Source organism: Cellulosimicrobium cellulans (assembly GCF_001722485.1).
Classification (GTDB): Bacteria; Actinomycetota; Actinomycetes; order Actinomycetales; family Cellulomonadaceae; genus Cellulosimicrobium; species Cellulosimicrobium cellulans_A.
The window spans coordinates 1-1,219 of the sequence record NZ_LWGL01000337.1; the positions used below are offsets into that span (position 1 = coordinate 1).

Annotated in this window: 1 protein-coding gene and 1 pseudogene; both read left to right on the plus strand. The window is 77.0% G+C overall.

Annotated elements, in window-relative coordinates; translation table 11 throughout:
• Nucleotides 1–181 (plus strand): annotated as a pseudogene (locus JZ5iCDA_RS19295) (GTPase); the annotation flags it as partial.
• Nucleotides 178–1,219: GTPase (locus tag JZ5iCDA_RS17565; protein ID WP_069388247.1), on the plus strand; the 1,042-nt coding region annotated here is incomplete at its 3' end. The pseudogene JZ5iCDA_RS19295 and the gene JZ5iCDA_RS17565, both read left to right, overlap by 4 nt.

Genomic DNA, 1,219 nt, shown 5'->3' on the forward strand with positions numbered 1-1,219 from the left:
CCTGCCCGGCACCGCCGACGAGGCCCTCGCTGCGCTCACCGCCGACCTGGCCGACCGCGCCGCCGCGACGGTCGACCGGGAGGCCGAGCCGGTGCTCGCGGCGCTCGACGTGCCCGCGCTCGCGGGCGACGCGTCCGCCGGCCTGCGCCTACGACTCGCCGAGCTGAGGAGGCTCATGTGACGTCCCACGACGCCCAGCTGCGCGCCCGGACGGACGACCTCGCGCGCGCGGTGGACCTCGCGGGCGACCGCCTCGACCCCGCCGTCGCGGCCCAGGTGCGCGACGCGATCGCCGGGGTGCGCGAGCGCCTCGCGCTCGGGGTCGACCACACCGTCGTCGCGCTCGCGGGCGGCACCGGCTCCGGCAAGTCGAGCCTGTTCAACCGCGTGACGCGCCTCGACTTCGCCGACGTCGGGGTCAAGCGGCCCACGACGGCGCGCGTCACCGCGTGCTCGTGGAGCGGGGCCGCGACGGCGCTCCTCGACTGGCTCGAGGTCGACCCCGAGCGGCGCATCACGCGCGACGGCGAGCTCGACGGCGACGACGAGGCCGGGCTCGGCGGGCTCGTCCTGCTGGACCTGCCCGACCACGACTCGATCGAGCCCGCGCACCGCGCCGTCGTCGACCGCGTCCTGCCCCTCGTCGACCTGCTCGTGTGGGTCGTCGACCCGCAGAAGTACGCCGACGACGCCCTGCACTCGGGCTACCTGCGCAAGTCCGGTGGCCTCGAGGGGTCGATGGTGGTGGCGCTCAACCAGATCGACACCGTGCCCGAGAGCCGGCGCGACGCGCTCGTGGCCGACATGTGCCGGCTCCTGGAGGAGGACGGGCTGTCGGGCGTCTACGTGACGAAAGTCTCGGCGCGCACGGGCGAGGGGCTCGACGAGCTCCGCGGGCTGCTCGAGCAGGCGGTCGCGCGGCGCAGCGTCGCCGCGAGCCGCGTCGCCGGCGAGCTCGACCGTGCGGGGGCGCTCCTGCTCGAGCAGATCCCCGGCGAGGTGCCCTGGACGATGAGCACCGCCGTCGAGGACGAGGTCGACGCGCTCGCGGACGCCACGGGCCTCGCTGCGGTCGCGGGACAGGTCGGCGCCGCGGTGCGCAACGGCTACGGCCGCCCCGAGTTCTCCCCGCCGCAGCCGGACGCCGTCGCCCTGTCCCGCTCGCGCTGGCTCGAGCGCGCCGGCCGCGCGCTGCGGCCCGGGTGGCGACGCGCGCTCG